Genomic DNA, 21,459 nt, shown 5'->3' with positions numbered 1-21,459 from the left:
ATTGTTCAGCAGCAGATGTGTTGTGGTGGAGGAGGGCGTTAGATACTGCGCCACAACTCCTTGTAAAGGAGAAGTGGAAGCAACTACAACTCAAGCCGCGCAGCGGCGGCACAAAGTAGCCCGGCAGCTCGGTGCCGGGAGAGGAAGTGAAAGAAGATGAGTCCCGACAGGGACAGCACGCAGATTTTTATACAGCCTCTCCTGCCTGCTTTACCGAAAGCACATCCGATTCATGAATAATTCAGGCAAGACTCGTATTGATCTTTGCACTTCGGGAGTCCAGGCCCACATTCCATGAAAGCCCTTCACATCAACGGAAACGATTTATCTTTCTCCGATCTCCAAGAAGTGGTTTATCAGCGGCGCCCCGTTTTGCTGGCGCCCGACGCTCGCGAGCAAGTGGAACGTGCGCGAGCACTGGTAGACCAAATCGTGGCCAGCAACCAGGCAGCCTATGCGGTGACCACCGGAGTAGGGAAGTTGAGTGATGTGCGCATTCCGCCAGACCAGATTCGCGAACTCCAGATTAATCTGCTGCGCTCCCATTCGGTCGGGGTAGGCGAACCGCTATCCGAAGCTGAAACCAGGGCGATGCTGCTCTTGCGGGCCAATTCTCTCGCCAAAGGTTATTCCGGAATACGCCCTCAGATCATCGACACGCTTTGTGAACTGCTCAACCGCAACGTGCATCCGGTGGTGCCATCACAGGGCAGTGTGGGTGCGAGCGGCGACCTGGCCCCGCTGGCCCATCTGGCACTTGTCTTGATCGGCGAGGGTGAAGCGATGTTTGAAGGACCGCGCTTGAGCGGCGCCGATGCCTTGCAGCGCGCCCAGATCGCTAGACTCGAACTGCAGGCCAAAGAAGCGATTTCGCTCATCAACGGAACCCAGGCCATGCTGGCAGTCGGATCGCTGGCCCTGATCGCCGCCCAGACCATGGTGGACAGCGCCGATGTGATCGCCGGTCTCTCACTCGATGCGCTCCGGGGCACCGATGTTGCCATGGATGAGCGCATACAAAACGTCCGGCCGCATGCCGGACAGAAGCAGAGCGCTGCCAATCTGCGTAAGATGATCGAGGGCAGCGCCATCCGCGAGTCCCACCGCCAATGCGGGCGTATCCAGGATGCCTACTCACTGCGTTGCATACCGCAGGTGCATGGGGCGGTGCGCGACACGCTCCGGCACTGTCGCGAGGTGTTCGAGACTGAGATCAACTCCGCCGTCGATAATCCCCTGGTGTTTCTCGAAGCGAAACAGGTTGGCGAGAGAAAAGCGCCGGTGAAGGGCGAGATTCTGTCCGGAGGCAACTTTCACGGTGAACCGGTGGCATTCGCCCTGGATTTTCTTGCCATCGCCCTCAGTGCACTTGCCGGGATTTCGGAGCGCCGGGTCGAGCGATTAGTGAATCCCTCGCTCAATGAAGGCTTGCCACCTTTCCTCGCCAGCGACGCCGGATTGAATTCCGGCTTCATGATGGCCCAGGTCACCGCCGCCGCTCTGGTCAGCGAGAACAAAGTTCTGGCGCATCCCGCCTCCGTGGACTCGATCACCACCTCAGGTAACAAGGAGGATTACGTCTCCATGGGGATGACCGGAGCAATCAAATTGAAAAAGATCGTTCAGAACACGCTTACTGTGCTGGCGATCGAGGCTCTATGCGCAGCCCAGGCGATGGACTTCCTGGCGCCACTGAAACCGGGCAAGCGTGGACAGGCGGCTTATCGCGCCATTCGCGCCGCAGTTCCAGCGCTGAGCGGCGACCGCGTTCTGGCGGGAGACTTCGCTCGCGCGGCGGAGGTGATAACCGATGGCAAGCTGGCCGAAGCCTTGCAGGTTTAGGCTGTTACAACGAGCCCGTGAAGCGCGCAAGGGATCTGCAGCTGCTCGAAGCCGGTTCACTAACCTTACCGGCTTACACATTTCCGACTTCATCAGCCCTGGAAACAGCAGCCCCTCCCTGGTTCTTGGCGGATCCATCCAGCCCCAGCTTCGCGGCGACGTTTTTCATCGCCTCGATGCAGAACGAGATGTGCTCGTCGAGATCGACACCCAGGTCGGCGGCGCCGTTGATGATGTCCTCACGATGAACCGAGCGTGCGAAGGCTTTGTCCTTCATTTTTTTGCGCACGCTCCTGGCGTCGAGCTCGGCCAGCGACTTATTGGGCTTTACCAACACGGAGGCAGTGATGAATCCCGCTAGCTCGTCGCACGCGTACAGAGTCTTTTCCATGCGGCTCTCCCGCTTAACACCGGAATAATCGGCATGCGACAGAATGGCGCGTCGGATCTCCTCCGAATATCCGCGCTGTCCAAGAATCTCGTTGCCTTTGAAGGGGTGGTCGTCGGGTGAGGGCCAACGCTCATAATCGAAATCGTGAATCAGGCCCGTGATGCCCCATTTTTCTTCGTCCTCGCCGAATTTGCGGGCGTAGGCCTGCATGCAGGCCTCGACGGCCATAGCATGTTTCCGCAGGCTTTCCGAGAGGGTGTATTCACAAAGTAAACTCCACGTGCTCTCACGATCCATCGTCAGCTTCCCATGTTTTCTCCGGTTTTTCGCCGGTTATCTTCGGTTGATTTTGGCAGTCAGCGGAATCTTCGCCTGCTTTTACACCGAAAATTCACTTGACACGGTATGTCGTATGCCTCAAATTACGCTCCCAGTTGGTCCGGGATCATGGATGCCCGCTCTGGCATCTCGCGCAACCTGGATGGCTACAACTTTAGCACCCGTTGATTCACGGGAAGTGGTGAGATGCGACCGCTGCCTGCTCGTCCAGTTTCGAACCTTGAGCAACAACTGCCGGCGTTGCCGCCTGCCGCTGGACGAGGAACCGGAACCGGAGCCCGCTCCAGTAACTGCTCCTGAGCGCGTTATCGGCCCTACCCTGGGATCAGGCAATGGACATCTGCAGGTTGCACTCGCGATTCGCACTCTGCGTCAGCGCAGCGGGCTAAGCCAACGCCAGCTCGCCCTGCGCATGCGTGTGCCGCGCACCTACGTCTCCAAGATCGAGAACGAGAAAGCTACTCCTACCCTTTCCTCGCTTGAAAGGCTGGCCAACGCGCTGGAGGTTACAGTGCCGGAGTTGATCAACGGCGGTTGCACCCGGGAGCGTGAGATTCGGGAACTCATGGCGGATGAATTCATCGCGGAACTGATCCCCTATCTCTCCAAGCTCAACGGCATGCAGTGGTCCAGCCTGCTAACGGCACTCCGTGATCTGACCACGCGGCCGAGAAGAACGGCATAGGTTCCATCCTGGGGTCGTCCAACAGACAGAGGCACGGCGTTTCACCGTGCCTCTGGGTTTTATCGTTCGAGCGAGATCCACGCTCCGTCGAAACAGGCGAAGCTGGGTGCGCCACCCTTCCGCAGTCTTTTGGCGGAGGCTGGGAGCCTTGAAAGTGCCTGCCGATGAACTCTTGGATGGCTACCACGTGAGCCCTTGTGGTTTGCGGGAAATTGCACCCCTGTGTTAGGTTCAAGACTCCAGAAGGAATTTCCTTAGAGGTAGAGTTTGCTAGCTAGTATCCCCGCTGGCCTCGAGCGTCGCGAAGCCAAGATCTACGCCAGCCTCGATCCGCAGCAGTTTCCCCAGCACATCGCCATCATCATGGACGGCAATGGTCGCTGGGCCCGCCGTCGTCACCTGCCACGTGTTGCCGGACATAAAGCCGGTGTGGCGGCAGTGCGCTCCGTGGTTGAGACCGCAGCCCGGATCGGCATTCCCGCGATCACGCTATACGCCTTCTCCGCAGAGAACTGGCAACGTCGCCCGCGTGGGGAGGTCGGCTTTCTCATGCGTTTGCTGCGGCACTACCTGAAACAGGAAGTCCCCACTCTTAATGCTAACAATATCCGGCTGGAATACATCGGGCGGCAGCACGAACTCCCGCCTGAGGTCCAGGAGCGAATGAAGTGGGCGCAGGAAGCGACCGCCAAAAACTCCGGCATGAGGTTAACGCTCGCCCTGAACTACGGTGCCCGCAACGAACTGGTGGATGCCTTCCGCGCGATGGTCTCAGCCGCGGCTAACAACGGCGGGATTGCTCATCTGCATATTGACGAAGAAACCGTGCGGCGGCATCTGTACACCCACCACCTGCCCGATCCTGATCTGGTGATCCGTACCAGCGGCGAAATGCGGCTTAGCAACTTTCTACTGTGGCAGGTTGCGTATGCGGAGATCTACGTCACCGACACCCTGTGGCCGGATTTTCGCGGAGAACAACTACTCGAAGCCATTGCCGAATACCAGCGCCGGGACCGCCGCTATGGAGGATTGTCGCCGGAAAACGGCCACAGGAAGAGCAGCCGCTAGGCGATGAAGCGCGTTGCCACCGCATTTGTTCTGATTCCGCTGGTTCTATTGGCTGTTTTGAGAGCTCCTGCTCCCTTATTTGCTCTGCTGGTCGCGCCCATTGCTCTGCTGGCGGTACGCGAGTTCCTCATCCTCGCACAGGACTACGGCGCGCAATCCTCCCGCGTGCCGACGTACATTTTTGTCGCACTGATGTTTGTAGCTATTGCGCTTGAGGGCCTGCCGAAACCGCTGATGGCCACTGGCGCTATGGTATTTGGAGTAGGTTTCGCTGCAGTGTTGTCGGCCTTCGTGTTTCTTGTTTTCGCCATGCGCAAGAGTGAATTGGCGGCCAGCTACCCGGCTGCCTCAGCCTCCACATTCGCGGTTGTGTATGTTGCTTTGCCTCTGGCTTTGATGGCGCAACTCCGCCAGCAGTGGGCGGGTGCATTTCTCTTGCTTTATCTGCTGATCGTGGTTTGGGTAGGAGACACCGCCGCTTATTACGTCGGACGAGCGATTGGACGTCACAAGCTCGCGCCGCGTATCAGTCCCGGAAAGACCTGGGAGGGTGCTGTTGGTTCTTTTGTCGCAAGCGTTGCCGTGGGAGTGTATGTGTTCTCGAATGCCCGCCCGATCAGTATGACTTTGCTGCGAGCCGGCCTCATCGATGCTTCGCAGGGATATCTGGCAATCCAAACGCCCAGTTTGACCGTGCTGATCATATTGTCCGCATTGATCAACGTCGCAGCACAATTAGGTGATCTGGCCGAATCACTGATCAAGCGAGGCGCAGGAGTGAAAGACTCTGGCTCCCTGCTGCCCGGCCATGGTGGCCTGCTCGATCGCATTGATGCCCTTCTCTTTGCTGCTCCCGTGCTGTGGTACTATGCGGCCATGCACGTGATCTCGTGATCCTGCAGCCATCCAGCCAGAGAATGAGACGTATCGCCATCCTGGGATCGACTGGTTCAATCGGTCGCAGCACCCTCAGCATCGTGGAATCCTTTTTGGATCGCTTTACCGTGGTGTCGCTGGCGGCAGGAAACAATGTGGAGCGGCTCTTAGAGCAAGCCCAACGATGGCATCCCCAGGTAGTTTCTGTTTCCCGTGAGCAGCACGCGGAACAGTTGCGTAGCAAGCTGCGCGCATCTGGACTGGCAGATATCGAAGTGGAATGCGGAACGAAAGGTTCGGTAAAGGTCGCCACCCACCCTGATGTCGATACTGTAGTAAGTGCGATTGTGGGAGTGGGAGGCTTGGAAGCCACCTATGAGGCGGTGAAAGCGGGAAAAACGGTTGGCCTGGCAAACAAGGAATCTCTGGTTGTCGCGGGAGAGCTGATTACGGCAGAAGCGCGCAAGCAGGGCAAACCGCTGCTCCCAATCGATAGCGAACATAACGCGGTGCATCAGTGCATGAGGGGCGGTACGGTTGAGGAAGTCGAGCGGATCTGGCTCACTGCGTCTGGCGGCCCGTTTCTGAACAAGCCGGCGGCGGCGTTTGAGGCCATCACGGTGGAAGAAGCACTGAATCATCCTACGTGGAAAATGGGGCGTAGAATTACTATCGACTCAGCCACTTTGATGAACAAAGGATTCGAAGTAATTGAGGCTTGCCGGCTGTTTAACCTGCCGCCCAGCAAGGTCGAAGTGGTGGTGCATCCGCAGTCCACCCTGCACTCGATGGTCGAGTTTCGAGACGGCAGCATTCTGGCGCAACTCTCAGTCACGGATATGCGGTTGCCGATCCTTTATGCGCTAACGTACCCGGAGCGGCTCGATTCGTCCCTAAAATTTAGTATGCGAGACCTCCGGCACCTTGATTTCTGCCCTCCCGATATGGATAAGTTTCCTTGCTTGAGGCTGGCTTATGAGGCGGCAGAGGCTGGTGGTTCGAAAACCATAGCTCTGAACGCAGCCGATGAAGTCGCGGTGGCTGCATTCCTCGAGGGGAAGATCGGCTTTAAGGGAATTCCTGAAGCCATCGAGAGCACAATGGGTGAAACCCGGAGGGAAAAACCACAATCTATAGAGCAGGTATTAAAGTTGGACGCTGAAGCCCGCCGGTTGGCTGAGGAGCACGTGGTCAGGCTGGGGCCGAGTGGGGTACAGCATCCCGTGCGTATTCATTGAAAGGCAGTTATTCGAGATATGCAAGATTTCTTAATCAGTGCTCTGTCCGTAGCTGTGGTGCTGGGCGTCATGATCCTGGTCCACGAGTTCGGACACTTTGCCGCCGCCAAATTCTTTGGAGTCCGCGTCGAACAATTCGCGATCGGTTTTGGGAAACGGCTGTTGGGGTTTCGCAGAGGGGACACCGACTACCGCATTAATCTGATTCCTCTCGGCGGCTACGTAAAGATGTCCGGCGAGAATTTCATGGAGCAGCGCAACGGCGCTCCTTATGAATTCATGTCCCATCCCCGCTGGCAGCGTTTCATTATCGCCTTCGCCGGCCCCTTCATGAACTTCGTCCTCGCCATCGGTCTGCTCACATTTGTTTACATGGTCCGTTACGAGCATCCGATCTATCTTGACCAACCGGCGGTGATCGGCTGGGTACTGGAAAATTCACCGGCAGCGAAAGCCGGCATTCAGCCAGGCGACAAGATTACCCGTATCGACGGGGAACCGAATCCGACGTGGGAAGATGTGATTCGCAGGGTGCTGGTGAATCAAAACCAGTCCTTGAACGTAACCTTGCAGCGCGGCAACGAGAGTTTCGAGAGGAGTATCAGCCCCCAACCAACGGCGCCCGAGCAACTCGAGAACCTGGGCTGGCTGCCGGATGAGCCGAATATTGTGACCTATCTCGACTCTGGCATGCCGGCTGCCAAAGCGGGAATCAAAATTGGAGACACGATTACGGCAGTTAATGGGCAGACGGTTCGCTCGGTCCAGGCGATGATTCGGCTGCTGCAGGAGAATAAAGACAAACCCGCACAGATTACGGGGCTCCGCGACGGGAAGGAAATGACCTTCGTGGTCACGCCGCAGCTGGAGAAGGTACCAGATGGCGAGCCGCGCTACCGTATTGGCATTCGGTCGGAACCGCAGCACGTGGACAAGCTGCCGCTGGCCAAAGCTTTTTCCAAGTCCCTGGAGCAGAACAAGAAAAACTCCGTGCTCATCCTGGAACTGCTGGAAAGGATGGTTGCCCGCAAGGTTTCCATCAAGCAGATGGAGGGGCCAATCGGAATCGCGAAGGCGTCGGGTGAAGCAGCGAAGCAGCAAGGATGGACGCCGCTGCTGTCGCTGATGTCGGCGATCAGCTTGAACCTGGCGATCTTCAACCTGCTGCCAATCCCGATTCTGGATGGCGGAGTGATCCTGCTGCTGCTCATCGAATCCATCCGCGGACGCGACATCAGCATTCAGATCAAGGAACGCATCTACCAGGTGGCTTATGTCCTGCTGATTCTTTTCGCGGTGGTGGTGATCTACAACGATCTGACTAAGGCCATCCCAGGATTCTCGCGCCTGCCGTAGCTTCTCGTTGGCAGTAAATAAACCCCCCACCCTAGTCAAAGGATGGCTACGGTGGGGCACCCCTCGAGTTTCTTGCTCAGATCATCCGATGCGCGCACACACCGCTTTGACTTCGGTGTAGTTCTCAAGGACTTCGTGACCCATCTCACGACCCCATCCTGACTGCTTGTACCCGCCAAAGGGCAGCGCAGCGTCGAAGATGTTGTAGCAGTTGATCCAGACCGTGCCCGCCCGCAGCTCAGCAGCTAGAGAATGGGCTTTGTTAATGTCTTTCGTCCAGACCGCGGCCGCCAATCCGTAAATATTGTCGTTGGCGCGGTTGACCATCTCCTCGGCCCGCTCAAAGGGCAGCGCCGCGACTACAGGTCCGAAGATCTCTTCCTGCACAATCTTCATTTTGTCGTTTGTGTCGACCAGAACGGTAGGTTCTACAAAGTACCCGTGCTGGCCGTGGCGCTTACCACCCACGACAGCCTTCGCGCCTTCCGATACGCCGGATTCCAGATAGCCGCAGACTCGATGCAATTGCTCCTCGGAAACCAGCGGACCCATCTGCGTCTTAGGATCCAACCCCGGCCCGATGCGGATTTTCTTTGCCTGCTCGGCCACACCGTTCACTACTTCGTCGAAAATGTCTTTCTCGACATAGAGCCTGGAGCCTGCGCAGCAGCACTGGCCGTGATTGAAGAAAATAGCGCTGGCTGCTCCGGGAATTGCGACTTTCAGGTCAGCATCTTTGAAGACAACGTTGGGCGACTTGCCGCCCAGTTCGAGGGAAACCTTTTTCAAATTACCGGCCGAGGCGTGAACGATCAGCTTTCCAACTTCTGTCGACCCCGTAAACGCGACCTTATCGACGTCGGGATGTGCCGCCAACGCTGCCCCGGCAGTTTCACCGTATCCGGGAACGATGTTGACGACTCCTTCCGGGAATCCGGCTTCCTGAATCAACTCGCCCAGCCGCAGCGCTGAGAGCGGGGTTTGTTCGGCCGGCTTCAGAACGACGCAGCAGCCCGCTGCCAGCGCTGGGCCGAGCTTCCAAGCAGCCATCAACAGAGGGAAATTCCAGGGAATGATTTGGCCCACCACTCCCACCGGTTCACGCAGGCTGTAAGCAAAATAACGCGCGCCGGGAGTGTAGGGCACGGAAAGCGGAATCGTGTTGCCTTCGATCTTGGTCGCCCAGCCAGCCATGTAGCGGAACAAGTCGACGGCCAATGGAACGTCGGCGGCACGAGCCACGGTCAGGGGCTTACCATTGTCGAGGCTTTCCAATTCAGCAAATTCTTCCAGATTCTTTTCAATCAGGTCCCCCAGCTTCCAGATCAGGCGCCCGCGCTCGGAGACTGTCATTTTCCGCCACGGGCCATTTTCAAACGCATGCCGCGCGGCTCTTACTGCCAGGTCGATATCGGCGGCATTTCCTTCGGCGACGTGGGCGAGAACCTTGCCGGTGGCGGGATCGTAGGTGGCAAAGGTGTTGCCCGACACTGAATCCACCCACTTGCCATTGATCAACATCTTGCGGGTTGAGGCGATGAACTTCGACACGCTATCTTGCAGCTGAACCGGAGCGGTTGCAGTTGTGGTCATTTCTGTTTGTCCTCCTGGAGCGGAGCGCCGGTGAGGGCTGAGACCGCTCGCGTCACGATATGATTTCGGCACAGGCGCGCTGCGTTAGGCCTGCTTAGGTGACTGGGTGCAGATAACGCGAATACCGCCTGGAAAGACGTACTTCTCGAATCAATCTGGTTGGCCATCCTCGTAGTCCGGGCGAAGGAAACTGTACCACAAGCCCGCATTTTGAGTCCGGCCCTGAGGATGTTTTGAAAACAGGGAACTTGGAACTTGCAGATTACCTGTTCATCCTGTCAACCGGCTTGCCCAGACCAGCACCGCTATCCCCAGCACAATGCGATAAACGGCAAAGGGAACGAACCCACGTTTGCGCACCCAGTTGATGAACCACGCCACTACGGCATAGGCGACAATGAAGGAAACCACAAACCCAATCGCCAGAACCACCCATTCGTGAGGGTTTGCCGGGGCCGTCCCAATCGGATGACCTCCTTCTTTGGGCGACCGGAGCGATCTCAGCAGGTCGTATAACGTGGCTGCGGCCATGGTCGGCATGGAAAGGAAGAAGGAAAACTCCAGGGCCGCCGATCGCGACATCCCCGCCAACTGTCCCGCTGCGATAGTTGCCATGGATCGCGAAGTCCCGGGAAAGACCGCGGAAAAAATCTGGCAGAAGCCAATCCATATCGACTGCAGCGGCCTGATGTATTCGATATCTTCCGTTCGCCGCCTGGGGATACCGCGATCATAAAGGGCGTCCACGATCCACATTACGATACCCCCGACAAGCAACGATGCGCCCATGATCGCCAGGCTTTCCAGGTGCTTGCCAATCACCTTGGTCAGCAGAAACGCCGGAACAGCAGTCACAATGAATGCCAGGAGGATGAGCGATAGCGGGTGCGTAAGAACAGTTCTATCGCCGTTGGCGCCTCTGGGGAACGTCCGTAGAAAGTCTGCGATGCGCTTGCGGAAAAATATCGGTAGGCAGAGGATGGCTCCCAGCTGAATCACGATGGAAAACATCTTCCAATAGCCATTTCCCAGATCCACACCCAGGACCGCCTCGGAAATTCTCAGATGCGCCGTAGAGCTTACGGGAAGAAATTCAGTCAGACCTTCTATTACGCCCAGCAGCAGAGACAGCAGGTAATCGTTCATTCCACCGCGTTTCCATACGTGGGAATCTGTTGATCGATCATGTATATCAGACTCTTCGAGCGGTAGGCCCAGTCGCTTTGTGGGTACTTCTCAATCACCCGCTGTCCCAAGGCCTTGGCTTTCGCGCGCGCGCCTTCAATTTTGTTGTTCTTGTTTTCGCTCTTGTAAATCTCAATCAGTGTTGATTGCCGCCAAGCCGCGTTGTACAGCGCCTCAGGTGCCGCCGGTGAGCCGGGGTGGTCGTCGGCATATTTCTCATACATCTCGGACTCTTTTTCCGGACACTTCGACAGCCCCTCCCAGTCGCCGCACAGCTTGTTCTCGATCAGATGATAGGAAGCCAGGTCTGCCCATTTGGTTCCCGGGAATTTCTTGATCACCATTTTCATGAACTGCTCATCGATGGGTATGTGCAGGCCGGGGTCGCGTTCCTTCGACGAGGGACGCGTCCGTACGTCGGCGGCATCGATCTGCCACTGAATATCGGCAGCACGGTACAGACCTTCTCCCGCCAAAGGCGAATTGGGGAAGTACTCGCTGGTGCGGTAGTAAAGGCGTCTGGCTTCCGCCGCAGCCTCCCTGCGGCCACCACGACGGCTGGCCTCCAGTTCGCAACGGGCAGCCTCGCCGAACATGACTCTGTCTCCATCCGGCGTCGTCGCGCGCACTACTCCCTTGTCCACGATCCATCCGGTGATGTCGCGTTCCCGCGATACGCTCGCCAGCACATGCAACCAGTTGCGGCTCTTTTCCAGGATCGCCACCTCGCGCCCGCGATCAATATTGCCCAGCTTGGCAGAACTCGAGTCCGGGGAAAGGAAGATCTGCGCCGGCCTGACCATGATGGCGTGCTCCACTTCTGCTGCCGCCGGAAAGACCAGTGCGGCAATGCAGCACAGCAACATCCAGCATCGCTTGTTCACTGCCAATCCTCCCCCGAGGTTCATATGCTTTGATTTCCCACTCAAGCCAGAAGAGGGCTTCAGTGGGCCACATCGTGTCATGTGGAGCGCTCGATAAGGATCTTCGCCAGCAGATCCGGTTCCACATTTCCACCGCTCAGGATTGCCACCGTGTTGCGGATGGTGAGAAGCCTGTCCCCATGAAACAGAAAGGCGGCGGTGGTCACCGCGCCACTCGGTTCGGCTACCAGCTTTGCGTTCAGAGCGAGAAACCGCATGGCAGCAACGATCTCCGCTTCGCTGACCGTCACGATGTCGTCCACATAATGTTGGATGTGCGCAAACGGTATTTCCCCTACCGACTGTGTGCGCAAGCCGTCAGCCAAAGTCTGCGATACGCGTTCCGCAGGCAGCTCGACGATCCTTCCTGCTCGCAGGCTCTGGAAGGCATCGTTCGCTAACTCCGGTTCCGCTCCAATCACTTTGACCTGTGTCCGACAAAGCTTCAGTGCAGCGGCAACTCCGCTGATCAAGCCTCCTCCGCCGACAGGAACCAGCACCAACTCCACATGTGACAAATCTTCCAGGATCTCCGGGCCGATCGTGCCCTGGCCGGCAATAATCTTCTCGTCGTTATATGGCGGAACGATTGTCAGTCCGCGTTCTTTTGCGATCTCTTCCGCTCGCGCTTTGCGCTCGTGGCTTCCCGGTCCCACGAATACGATCTCCGCGCCGCGGGCGGAAGTGCCATCGACCTTGATCTTCGGGGCATTCCGGGGCATGACCACTGTGGCCTTCACTCCCAAGGTTTTGGCCGCGTATGCGACGGCCTGGGCATGATTGCCGCTGGAATATGAAATGACACCACGGCGGCGCTCCGCATCTTCCAGACTGGCAATCTTGTTGTAAGCGCCCCGCAGCTTGAACGAGCCGACCGGTTGCAAGCTTTCCGGCTTCAAGATGAGCTTGCGCCCGTCGATCGGCTTAGCAAGGGGAATGAGTGGAGTACGCGCAGCTACTCCCTGCAAGCGCGACTGCGCCAGTTTGATGTCGCTGAGGGATACGATAGGAAACCTGACTCCTCGGGAAATCACGGGCAATTTCTCGCCCGCCTAACTCAAATCTCCAGAATCACCGGCATGATCAGCGGCCGCCGGGCCGTATTCTTGGCGATAAAACGCTTCAGATCCTGCCGGATCTTTTCCTTAATCACACCATAATCGGCTTTTTCTTCGTCACTGGAAGCCTCCAGGGTGTTCACCACCACTGTCCTGGCGTCGTCCATAAAACCGTTTTCGCCGATGGCAGCGAAGCCGCGGGTCACGATTTCCGGTTGTGTCTCCACACGCCCGGTCAGCTTATTAATGGCGATAATCGGCAGCACAATCCCGTCTTCGCTTAGATGACGTCGGTCGCGAATGACCAGCTCTTCCACCACATCTCCCATGGAGTTGGAATCGATGCACACCCGCCCCACCGGCACACGTCCAGCCCTGCGTGCTCCCAGTTCGTCGAATTCCAGAATGTCGCCGCTCTCGATCATCATCACTTGCCCGACCGCTCCGTGCATGCTGCGCGCCAGATCGGCGTGGCGCTTCAGTTGACGGTATTCACCATGAATGGGAATGAAATAGCGTGGCTTCACCAGATTTATGATCAGCTTCAATTCTTCCTGGCTGGCGTGTCCGCTGACGTGCACCGGCGGACTCGAACCGTCTTCGTACACCACCAGCGCATCGCGGCGGAACAGATGATCGATCATGCGGTAGATCGATTTCTCGTTTCCGGGAATGATGCGCGCCGAGAGCACCACCGTATCTCCCGGCTCGATCTTGGCGTGCTTGTGATTGTCCACGGCGGCGCGCGATAGCGCCGACATCGGCTCGCCCTGCGTGCCGCTGATCAGTACGCAGACTTTATCCGGCGGATACTTCTTAATGTCGCCGGGATGGATCAACACGCCGTCCGCGACATCCACGTAGCCCAGATCCTGCGCGATCTCCGCTGACTCCACCATCGATCGCCCAACCAGCGCCACTTTGCGGCGGTATTCTTCCGCCAGCTCCAGCGCCAGCTTGATGCGATGTATCGAAGACGAGAAGCACGAGATGAACAGCCTCCGGTTCGCTCGCGAGAACATCTCATCGAATTTGCGGCGCACTGCGCGCTCGCTCGGCGTGTATCCCGTGCGCTCTACATTTGTGGAATCCTGAAACAGCGCCAGCACGCCTTCCTTGCCGTACTCCGCGAAGCTGTGCAGATCAAACAGTCGGTTATCCGTCGGCGTGGGATCGACTTTGAAATCGCCGGTATGAATGATGACCCCGAGCGGGGTGTGGATCGCCAGCGACACGCAGTCCACCAGGCTGTGCGTTACTCCGATGGGGTGGATGGTGAACGGCCCAATCTTGAATCGCTCGCCGGCGCGGATTTCGATAAGCCGCGCATTGTCCAGCAGCCCATGCTCTTCCAGCTTGCCTTCCACGTAAGCCAGCGTGAACTCGGTGCCATAGACGGGAACATCGAGCTCCTGCAGCATCGAAGGCAGGCCGCCGATGTGATCTTCGTGGCCGTGGGTGAGCACGATGGCTCGTACATGCTGCCGGTTTTCGATAAGGTACGTGATATCGGGAACAACGATGTCAACGCCCAGCAACTCGGCCTCGGGGAACATCAGGCCGGCATCGATGACGATGATGTCATCTCCCCAGCGCACGGCCATGCAGTTCATACCGAACTCGCCCAGCCCGCCCAGGGGCACTACATGTAGCTTCGCCGCTGGCATGTAAATTCCGATGCTAACACGAAGACAATTGTGAAGTTGGAAGTAAGAAGGTGGAAGTAAGAAGTCCTAACCGCCTCGGTTGCTCATCCAATTGCTCAGGAGAATGCAGATGTATCACGTACGCCAGGATGACCTGCCTTTCGTCGGCAGCTCGCATCAATTTGTCGGAGCTGAGGAGGGTAACACAGGCGTTTCAGTGTTCCTCTTCCAGGGCAAACCCGGATCTGGACCGGGTCCACATCGCCACCCTTATGATGAGATTCAGTTCATTCGCGAAGGCCGCGGTGTCTGGACCGTCAACGGCAATACCTTCGAAGGGCTCGCGGGCGATATTTTTGTCATCAAGGCGGGCGAGATTCACAGCTTCAAAGCAATTGGTGATTCGCTGCTTGTGCAGCTGGACGTCCACCTCAGTCCGCGCTTTATACAGGAGAACCTCTAGGGGGTCTGGTTGGTGATACCGACGGCAAAACGCTCCCTCGCCCCTTTAGAGGGGAAGCGACAGAGCGGACGGAAGCGATTACGGAACCGAAAGCGGGAGTCGAAACGATAGTGGGTCAACGAGTGTAGCGGCGATTTATCGCCAACTATGCGACCTAGTGGGGACAGAAGACACGAATCGAGGCGAATCCGATGGGTAGACTGGGTTTCGCGGGATGCTTGTACAATGTCTTCCGTTCTTGAGGTCAAAAAGTAGTAGTCTCGGGTCAAGGAGCATTGCTGCCCATGGAAAAGAAAAGCAGCCTTAGAGCCATACACCTGTTGAAAGGTTGGGGTGGAATTTTGACGGGCCGCTCGCCGCTGATGTCCATCGAGATCACCCGCGAGTGCCCCCTGAGCTGCCCCGGTTGCTACGCCTACGGAGATAATCACATCGGTGGGGAATCGAACTTGCGCGACCTTAGCGACTTCAAGGGCGACGAACTAGTGGACCGGGTTGTGGACTTGATCCGCCGCTACCGGCCACTGCATGTCTCGCTCGTCGGCGGAGAGCCCATGATGCGGCACCGGGAACTGGAGACGATGATCCCGCGCATCACCGCATTGGGGACTTTCGTGATGCTGGTGACGAGCGCTGTCATCCCTATTCCAAAGCGCTGGATGAAGTTCAAAGACTTCCGCGTCACTATCTCCGTCGACGGGTTGCCCGAGCATCACGACGTCCGCCGCAAGCCCGCAACCTATGAGCGCATCCTGCGCAATATCGCGGGCTGCGACGTCAATGTGCACTGGACCATCACGCGGCCCATGATGGAGCGCGACGGTTACGTGGAAGAGTACATACGGTTTTGGAGCGAACGTCCGGAGGTGAACTTCATCTGGGTCAGCACGTATTCGCCTCAGAGGGGCGAGGATACGGCAGAGATGCTGAGGCCCGAACATTACCATCGGCTCATCGGTGTGGTGCCGGAACTACGCCGTCGCTACCCGAAGTTCCTTTTCAATGAGGGGATCGCGCGCACCTTGCTGGCTCCGCCTCGCGACCCTGATGACTGCATCTTTTCCAAGATGTCGGTGAACTACACCGCCGATCTGCGGACGCGCGTGGAGCCGTGTATCTTTGGCGGCGATCCGGACTGCAGCAGGTGCGGATGCGCCATCAGTTCCGCACTCCACTGGATCGGCCACCGCAAAGTGGCCGGGCCACTCACCGTCGGCCACCTGGTACGCGGGTCGGTCCGTGTGGGCAAATTCGCCGCAAACTTCCGACCCGGCGTTCGCGAGGCGCTCCGCTGGGAGCGCAACCTGGCCGCAGCTACTGTGCGTCCAGACAAGCTAGTGCAGATCGTTTCACCCTACCGCGAACCGGGTAATGCGGCCGAAGAAGGGTCTTGAGTGCGTGCAGCCGTTGAATCCAGATTGACCGCACAAGAGAGCCTCCTTGCAACCGACACTGGGCGTGTTCCTGAGCGGTAGCGAAGCCGGGATCAAATCACTGTCTTACTTCTCACTTCGTACTTCTGACTTCTTACTTACTAGTACGCCTTCGCGATCACCACTCGCCGCTCCACCCTCTCACCTGTGACTATGCACTTGCCCGCGCCATCGTACTCATCGACCAAAGGAATGTTCCGCACCGTCGCCTTGAATTCCTTCAACCGCGCATCACAGGCCGGGTCGTCCTTCAGGTGAGCCATCACGAACTTCCCGCCCCCCTTCTCCGCTGTCACTGGGTTCAGAATCTCCTCCACTTCCTCAATCGAGTTGGCCAGCACCGTGTTCTGCTTCATCCGCTCTCGCGCGCGATCGTAGAGCGCCTTCTGCATCGCCTCCAACGCCACCGAAACCCGCTCCTTGACCCCAGTCTGCGAAACTGTCTCCTTCTCTCCCGTATCCCGCCGCTTCAGCACCACATTGCCCGAGGCCAGGTCGCGTGGCCCCAGCTCCATCACCAGCGGGACGCCTCGTCGCTCCCAATGAAAGAATTTCGCTCCCGGAGAGTGCTCCTCGCGCCCATCCACCTTGGCGCCGAGATCGATAGCCAATTTGTGCGCTGTCTCCAGCACGCGTGCCCGTTCTTCATCTTTGCGATAGATGGGCACCACGATGGTTTTGACCGGCGCAACTCTCGGCGGAAGAACCAGCCCCTTGTCGTCGGAGTGGGTCATGATCAGCCCGCCCACCATGCGCGTGCTGACGCCCCAACTGGTTTGCCAGACGTAATCCAGCTGGCCGTCCTTGTTTTGAAACTGCACGTTGAAAGCTTTCCCGAAATTCTGCCCCAGGTCGTGGCTGGTGCCCGCCTGCAGCGCCAGCCCGTTCTGCATCATGGCTTCGATGGAGTAGCTGCGCAGCGCCCCTGCGAATTTTTCGGCCGAGGTCTTGATGCCCTTGATTACCGGCATCGCCGCCACCTGTTCGGCGACTTCTGCGTAAATATCCAGGATTCGCAATACCTCTTCGAGCGCTTCCTCGTGCGTCGAGTGGGCAGTGTGCCCTTCCTGCCAGAGAAATTCGGTTGTGCGCAGAAACATGCGGGTTCGCAATTCCCAGCGCATCACATTGGCCCACTGATTGATCAGCAGGGGCAGGTCGCGCCAGCTGCGAATCCATTTGGCAAAGAAATGGCCAATGATCGTCTCCGAGGTCGGCCGGATCACGTAGGGCTCTTCCAGTTCCTTGCCGCCGGCGATCGTCACCACAGCAAGCTCGGGCGCGAAGCCCTCGACGTGCTCGGCTTCTTTCTTCAGGAAGCTCTGCGGAATGAGCAGCGGAAAATAGAGATTCTCGTGTCCGGCAGCCTTGAAGCGCTGATCCAGTTCTCGCTGCAACGCCTCCCACACGGCGTAGCCGTTGGCCTTGATCACCATGCAGCCTTTGACGATCTCGGCCGGTTCGGCCATGTCTCCGGCGAGAACTACATCCTGATACCACGCGGCAAAATCCTCGCTGCGGCCAGTAATTGGGGTTTGTGCCATACCCGCCCAATTTACATTAGTTCACTGAACGGTGCGGATTGCTATTGCGGGCTCGCGTTTCGGGGATGTTGGAAAGCCTTCTCCGGCAACAGAGGCAGCGTTGAAGTTGCACGTATTAGATTGGTTAGAGCCGTACGCGAAGCAAACCAGAAAACATCAATTCACGATCGGAAGAAAGCGGCGCCCCAACAGCTTTGGAGTCCTTGACATTTCGAAGCGAGGGTCGCCTGAGCCGGTTCATTTCACGTGGCACCATGCCGGTGGCATCGGCAAGAGCCATGAGAAACAAGAAAACAAACCCCACGCAGACCCACTTGAGTCCCGTCACTTCTGTCGCTCCCAATTGCGAAGGTTGGCTGGAAGCATGGCTAACCATCACCAAGCCTAGAGATACCGCCCATAATGGACTTGATCAATAGCCATTTTGACGAACTCTGGTATTACCATTATGCTCACCCCCCATGAAGCGCGCACCTTTGCTGCTGTTCGCCCCGACCGCGCTGGACCCTAATTCGCCTGCGCCCCTCCATCGTCAGCTTTACGAGTGGTATCGTGAGGCGATCCTCAATCGGCAGCTGCGTCCGGGAACACGGCTCCCTTCTACTCGGGCCCTGGCCGCGGAACTGAACGTCTCGCGGATCCCGATCCTTAATGCTTTTGAGCAGTTGCTTGCCGAAGGCTACATCGATAGCCGTGTGGGCGCAGGGACCTTCGTCGCGTGCTCCCTTCCCGATGATCTGTCGCGCCCTCAGCGCGTGCATTCGCCAATTTCTGCCAGGCGGTCGGCACGCAAAATTTCCAGCTACGCCAAAACTCTGCTTTCGGCAGGAGCACAACCATGGGCACCCATTCGTGGCGCATTTCGGGTCAGTTTGCCCGAGTGGCATCAATTTCCGTTCGAAGACTGGGGTCGCCTGGTTGCGCGGCACGCGCGAAAAATTTCCCTGAGTCTCTTCGATTACAGCAATCCGCTGGGCTACCTTCCATTCCGCAAAGCGATTGCCGAGTACCTGGCGACCTCACGGTCTGTGCGTTGTGATCCGAGCCAGATTATGGTGGTAACCGGATCGCAGCAGGGTCTGCAACTCGCATCTCGCGTTCTCCTCAACGCTGGCGTTTCCGTGTGGATGGAAGAGCCCGGCTACCGCGGGGCCCGGCTGGCGCTGGCAAGCGCAGGTGCTCGCCTTGTTCCGGTTCCGGTCGATGAAGAAGGCTTGAATGTCGCCGCCGGCATACGGGGTTGCAGGAATCCGCGGGCCGTTTACGTGACTCCTTCACATCAATATCCCCTGGGGATGACGATGAGCGCAGCCCGCCGGCTGGAACTCTTGAACTGGGCAACTCGTAGCGGCTCCTGGATTCTTGAGGATGACTATGACAGCGAGTTTCGTTTCTCCAGCCGCCCTATTGCCGCTCTACAGGGAATGGATTTCAGTCAGCGAGTCATCTACATCGGAACTTTTAGCAAGGTACTGTTTCCTGCTCTCCGCCTGGGGTATCTTGTTATTCCCAAAGACGTCGTGCCCGCATTCATTGCCGCGCGCGAGGCCAGCGACCTGTTTACCTCCACTGTTTACCAGGCCGTTCTTGCGGAATTCATCACACAAGGTCATTTTGCACGGCACCTCCGCAAAATGCGGATGCTTTACCTGCAGCGGCGCAATGCACTGGTTGATGCCCTGGGCAAGGAACTCGACGGTCTGCTGGAAATCCTCAAAGCCGACGCAGGCATGCACCTTGTAGGTTTGCTTCCGAGACGATTTCAGGACGTGGCCGTTTCTGAGGCGGCGGCGCGGGAAAGACTTTCGGTAATGCCCCTCTCGATCTGTTACCTGCGGCCCGCGCCGCGTCCTGGTTTGATTCTGGGCTACGCAGCCTGTGGTCCGAATGAGATTCAGGAGGGCGTACGTCGCTTGTCAAAAATTCTCCGTACCCTATAGGTGAGCGAACCCGCTATTTCTCAAACGGCTAGGCTGCCGGTGTGAGTTAAACTGGAGTCGTCTCATGGCCGAACCACTGAAGCATCCCTGGCTGACCTCGCGTATCGAAGCTGTGCTCAAACGTGGATTTCAGCAAGCTTACGAGACCGTCAAAGTCGACCCTCAGCATTATCTCTGGCACTTGCAGGCCGCTCATGGCGTGCCAGTCACCACTTTTCAGGGACTCTTTTCTGTTCCCCTGGATCAGCTCGACAATATCTCGGCAGGAACCATTCGCGCCAGCATGAAAATCGCGGCTGCTGAAGGCGCGGGTTTTGGATTGGGTGGAATTCTGACCCTGGTGCCCGATCTTGGCATCCTCGCGGTCATCACTCTGCGCATGATCGAGAAGCTCAGCCTGACCTACGGCTTCCAGTTCAATACCGATGAAGAAGTGGCGGAGCTCTGGATCGCCGCTGCCAGCGCCGCCGGTGTGGACATCAGCCGTGAGTTGCTGGAAAAGGAGGTGGTCAATCGTTTTGTGCCCAAAGTGATCCAACGAATCGCTGCCCGCGCCAGCACGGAATTCGTTGAAAAGTGGTCTGCGCGTCTAATTCCATTTGCCAGCTCCATTATCGGTGCAGGCCTCAACTACTACTTCGTTCGTGTCTGGGGAGAACGTGCCATGCGTCACTTCCGCCAGAAGCATCTCGCGATGCGCGAGCGCATGCGCGCTGTTGAACTAGAAGGTGTGAATTCTCCGCTCACCTTGCAACCGTAAAGGCTATTCCCTCTTCATACTCCTGACTTTTGTTTTCAGGAGTCCGTCATGGAAATCCAGTCCTATTTTCAGTCTTTGCAGGAAACTCTGCGCACTTCAGCGCACGTCAAGACCGTCTATGGCGAACCGATCAGTGCCGAGGGCCGCACCATTGTTCCGGTCGCTCGCATACGTTACGGTTTCGGCGGTGGATTCGGGCAGGCACCCAATGGTCAATCGAACAACCAAGACGCCAGCCGTGAGGGGGGCGGAGGTGGGGGCGGCATTGTAGCTGTGCCCGTTGGGGTTATCGAAGTCTCAAACCAGGGCACTCGGTTTATCCCTATCCAAAGTCGCAGGAAACTGGCGTTGGCGGCAGCCGTTGGCGTTTTCCTGGGAAGCATGGTTGGCAGAAGACGTCGTTCGCGCTAGTGCTTAGCGCTGGATACCACGGACCAGATCATCTACAATCCCCCCGCTTAGTGGGGTGAAGAATGATCGGCAAATTCTCGCTCAGCCGGCGTGAAGTGCTGGAACGCTGCATTGCCTTTGGAGCCGTGACTCTGGCTGGTTCGCTGACGCCGTCGCTCGCAGCAGCCGCGTGGGAACAACACGAACGAAATCTGTCTCCAACGCCAGCCTGCGAATTGGGTCCGTTTTATAAGCGACTGGCGCCCAATACGGGCGAAATGCGGCATCCCGGAGACCCCGGCATGCCGCTCTCAATTTCCGGGGTGGTGTACAACATGCGCGGCGAGGTCCTGCCCGATGCGACTCTGGAACTTTGGCAAACCGATCATCTTGGTCACTACGATCTGGAAGGCTACCGCTACCGCGCGGTTCTGCACTCCGATTCCAAAGGAGCTTACGCGGCCGAGTCGGTCATTCCCGGACATTATCCCGACCGCGTTTGCCAGCACGTCCATTACCTGATCACGGCTCCCGGACACAAGCCGCTCATCACTCAGCTCTACTTCGCAACCGATCCCGTGTTCGAAGGTGATCCGGCGAAGAACTACAACCGCGATCCTCTGATCAGCAGCCGCGAATTGGTCCGTCCAGTGATGCTCGTGGGCGATCCCAAGGATGTGCATGCCTCGGTGCATTTCGAACTAGTTCTGGAGAAGGCATAGCAGT

General features: G+C 57.7%; 19 protein-coding genes. 12 read left to right on the top strand and 7 right to left on the bottom strand.

Features of this window, described 5'->3' with window-relative positions; genetic code table 11:
- Positions 1–294: 294 nt before the first annotated feature.
- On the top strand, positions 295–1,842 hold the full coding sequence (gene hutH, locus VEG30_17275; GenBank protein HXZ81684.1) for a histidine ammonia-lyase: 1,548 nt from the start codon (positions 295–297) through the stop codon (positions 1,840–1,842).
- A gap of 73 nt (positions 1,843–1,915) precedes the next feature.
- Here hutH and VEG30_17270 read toward each other — a convergent pair whose 3' ends face one another.
- A complete protein-coding gene (locus VEG30_17270) occupies positions 1,916–2,530 on the bottom strand; it encodes an HDIG domain-containing protein (protein HXZ81683.1) in 615 nt (204 codons plus the stop codon).
- A 154-nt stretch (positions 2,531–2,684) separates the two neighbouring features.
- Between VEG30_17270 and VEG30_17265 the strand changes: the two genes are divergently transcribed.
- From VEG30_17265 to rseP, 5 genes are all read left to right on the top strand, one after another.
- A complete protein-coding gene (locus VEG30_17265) occupies positions 2,685–3,257 on the top strand; it encodes a helix-turn-helix transcriptional regulator (GenBank protein ID HXZ81682.1) in 573 nt (190 codons plus the stop codon).
- A 267-nt stretch (positions 3,258–3,524) separates the two neighbouring features.
- Positions 3,525–4,328 (top strand): isoprenyl transferase, encoded by an 804-nt coding sequence (locus tag VEG30_17260; protein ID HXZ81681.1) that lies wholly within the window; start codon positions 3,525–3,527, stop codon positions 4,326–4,328.
- A gap of 3 nt (positions 4,329–4,331) precedes the next feature.
- Positions 4,332–5,222 (top strand): phosphatidate cytidylyltransferase, encoded by an 891-nt coding sequence (locus VEG30_17255; protein ID HXZ81680.1) that lies wholly within the window; start codon positions 4,332–4,334, stop codon positions 5,220–5,222.
- A gap of 23 nt (positions 5,223–5,245) precedes the next feature.
- Positions 5,246–6,442 carry a 1-deoxy-D-xylulose-5-phosphate reductoisomerase gene (locus tag VEG30_17250; GenBank protein HXZ81679.1) on the top strand — a complete coding sequence of 399 codons (1,197 nt, stop codon included), beginning with the start codon at positions 5,246–5,248 and terminating at the stop codon, positions 6,440–6,442.
- Between the two features lie 18 nt (positions 6,443–6,460).
- The gene (gene rseP / locus VEG30_17245) at positions 6,461–7,798 is read left to right on the top strand and encodes an RIP metalloprotease RseP (protein HXZ81678.1); all 1,338 of its coding nucleotides are present in this window, start codon (positions 6,461–6,463) and stop codon (positions 7,796–7,798) included.
- Positions 7,799–7,879: 81 nt separating this feature from the next.
- On the opposite strand, the gene VEG30_17240 is transcribed toward rseP, so the two are convergent.
- The 5 genes from VEG30_17240 to VEG30_17220 all read right to left on the bottom strand — a co-directional run bounded on the left by VEG30_17240 (position 7,880) and on the right by VEG30_17220 (position 14,224).
- Positions 7,880–9,391 carry an aldehyde dehydrogenase family protein gene (locus VEG30_17240; protein HXZ81677.1) on the bottom strand — a complete coding sequence of 504 codons (1,512 nt, stop codon included), beginning with the start codon at positions 9,389–9,391 and terminating at the stop codon, positions 7,880–7,882.
- 270 nt (positions 9,392–9,661) lie between these two features.
- Positions 9,662–10,537, bottom strand: coding sequence for an undecaprenyl-diphosphate phosphatase (locus tag VEG30_17235; GenBank protein HXZ81676.1), 876 nt, complete (start codon positions 10,535–10,537; stop codon positions 9,662–9,664).
- Positions 10,534–11,460, bottom strand: coding sequence for a hypothetical protein (locus VEG30_17230; GenBank protein ID HXZ81675.1), 927 nt, complete (start codon positions 11,458–11,460; stop codon positions 10,534–10,536). Before VEG30_17230 ends, VEG30_17235 begins: the two co-directional genes overlap by 4 nt.
- Positions 11,461–11,537: 77 nt before the next feature.
- Complete coding sequence (locus VEG30_17225; GenBank protein HXZ81674.1) at positions 11,538–12,533, bottom strand: threonine/serine dehydratase; 996 nt, start codon at positions 12,531–12,533, stop codon at positions 11,538–11,540.
- Positions 12,534–12,556: 23 nt separating this feature from the next.
- Entirely contained in the window at positions 12,557–14,224 is a 1,668-nt protein-coding gene (locus tag VEG30_17220) for a ribonuclease J (protein ID HXZ81673.1), read from the bottom strand.
- A 109-nt stretch (positions 14,225–14,333) separates the two neighbouring features.
- Here VEG30_17220 and VEG30_17215 point away from each other — a divergent pair, with 109 nt between their 5' ends.
- Both VEG30_17215 and VEG30_17210 read left to right on the top strand, forming a co-directional pair.
- Positions 14,334–14,666 carry a cupin domain-containing protein gene (locus VEG30_17215; protein HXZ81672.1) on the top strand — a complete coding sequence of 111 codons (333 nt, stop codon included), beginning with the start codon at positions 14,334–14,336 and terminating at the stop codon, positions 14,664–14,666.
- Positions 14,667–14,950: 284 nt separating this feature from the next.
- Positions 14,951–16,060, top strand: coding sequence for a radical SAM protein (locus VEG30_17210; GenBank protein HXZ81671.1), 1,110 nt, complete (start codon positions 14,951–14,953; stop codon positions 16,058–16,060).
- Positions 16,061–16,200: 140 nt separating this feature from the next.
- On the opposite strand, the gene proS is transcribed toward VEG30_17210, so the two are convergent.
- Complete coding sequence (gene proS / locus VEG30_17205) at positions 16,201–17,643, bottom strand: proline--tRNA ligase (GenBank protein HXZ81670.1); 1,443 nt, start codon at positions 17,641–17,643, stop codon at positions 16,201–16,203.
- A gap of 461 nt (positions 17,644–18,104) precedes the next feature.
- Between proS and VEG30_17200 the strand changes: the two genes are divergently transcribed.
- The 4 genes from VEG30_17200 (at position 18,105) to VEG30_17185 (ending at position 21,455) form a co-directional block, all read left to right on the top strand.
- A complete protein-coding gene (locus VEG30_17200) occupies positions 18,105–19,583 on the top strand; it encodes a PLP-dependent aminotransferase family protein (protein ID HXZ81669.1) in 1,479 nt (492 codons plus the stop codon).
- 64 nt (positions 19,584–19,647) lie between these two features.
- Positions 19,648–20,343, top strand: a complete 696-nt coding sequence (locus tag VEG30_17195) for an EcsC family protein (GenBank protein HXZ81668.1) — start codon at positions 19,648–19,650, stop codon at positions 20,341–20,343.
- A 48-nt stretch (positions 20,344–20,391) separates the two neighbouring features.
- The gene (locus VEG30_17190; protein HXZ81667.1) at positions 20,392–20,754 is read left to right on the top strand and encodes a spore germination protein GerW family protein; all 363 of its coding nucleotides are present in this window, start codon (positions 20,392–20,394) and stop codon (positions 20,752–20,754) included.
- A gap of 62 nt (positions 20,755–20,816) precedes the next feature.
- Positions 20,817–21,455, top strand: a complete 639-nt coding sequence (locus VEG30_17185) for a hypothetical protein (GenBank protein HXZ81666.1) — start codon at positions 20,817–20,819, stop codon at positions 21,453–21,455.
- The last annotated feature ends 4 nt before the right edge of the window (positions 21,456–21,459 follow it).

Source organism: Terriglobales bacterium (assembly GCA_035624455.1).
Classification (GTDB): domain Bacteria; phylum Acidobacteriota; class Terriglobia; order Terriglobales; family Acidobacteriaceae; genus DASPRM01.
Note: the sequence above shows the minus strand (reverse complement) of the source record. Positions and strands in the feature narration are given on the sequence as shown.